General features: G+C 65.2%; 1 protein-coding gene. It reads right to left on the bottom strand.

Going from position 1 to position 371, the window contains the following annotated elements:
• On the bottom strand, positions 1 to 371 hold a 371-nt coding region (locus EN818_RS31060; protein WP_145972145.1), incomplete at both ends, for a nucleotidyltransferase family protein.

The raw sequence follows: 371 nt of genomic DNA on the forward strand, positions 1-371 counted from the left end.
GCAAGGCATGCCGGCACGATGCCGCGCCTGCCGGCCGTCTCGACCAGACGGTCCCAGTCGATGTGCTGCCCGGCCATCCGTGTCGCGACATCCATCGTCCAGTCGCCGTTCGAGCTTTCCGTGGCATGCGCCAGCACAATCAGCACCGAATCGGTCGGGTCGGGAACACGCACCCGGCAGGGACCGAGGCTTGCCGTCCCGGCCCGCATCCACAATGCCTCGTCGAGCGAGGCGTCATTGCGGCTGTAGTGGAACGGGCTGACATGCAGATCGACATTGCCGTGGTGGCCCTTCCTGAAATTGCCGTTCAGCCTGACCGTGGCCAGCCGTCGAAGATATTCGAAGGATTCGACGTTCGCGGCGGTCCAGCC

This window comes from Mesorhizobium sp. M3A.F.Ca.ET.175.01.1.1 (assembly GCF_004791945.1).
Lineage (GTDB): Bacteria > Pseudomonadota > Alphaproteobacteria > Rhizobiales > Rhizobiaceae > Mesorhizobium.